The sequence below is a fragment of the Gordonia sp. UBA7599 genome, from assembly GCA_002477755.1.
In the GTDB taxonomy this organism is placed as follows: Bacteria; Actinomycetota; Actinomycetes; order Mycobacteriales; family Mycobacteriaceae; genus Gordonia.
The window spans coordinates 1-449 of the sequence record DLKD01000056.1 but is presented as its reverse complement, the minus strand read 5'-3'; the positions used below and the strand labels follow the sequence as shown (position 1 = coordinate 449).

Annotated in this window: 1 pseudogene; it reads right to left on the bottom strand. The window is 70.4% G+C overall.

Annotation, left to right across the window (positions count from 1 at the left end):
- Positions 1 to 168 precede the first annotated feature (168 nt).
- Positions 169 to 449, bottom strand: a pseudogene (locus tag B4L26_RS07095) (hypothetical protein); the annotation flags it as partial.

Sequence of the window (449 nt, the reverse complement as noted above, 5' to 3'; positions counted from 1 at the left end):
CGCGCTCCAGCTCGGCGAACGGGGCGATCGCGGCACGCGCTGCCGGTGCGCCGGGATGGTCGACCTCCAACAGGAGGGTCTTATCCGATTGCACGATGAGGGGTCCGTCGGTCACCCGGCCCATTGTCCACGAACCCCGAGCGCATGGAACGCCGGGCGCGTGCGAATTCAGTCGAGGAGTTCGACGGTGGTGATGCGGTGCACCGACAGTTCCACCTCGTCGCCCGAGCCGATCTCGCTGGCGATCACTTTCCCCGCTCGCACCAGCGCGACCTTGACGACGTGGTGCGACGCTTTGCCGTGGGAGTTCACGTATTCGACGCGCAGCCGTCGGCCCGAGCGTGCGGCGAGATTGATCAGCGCCGTCACCGACTCGCCGCCGCCGCGCGCCGACACCGTGCCGGTGCCCCGCGCGCTCGCGGCCTGCCCCGCGACTTCGTCGGCGGTGC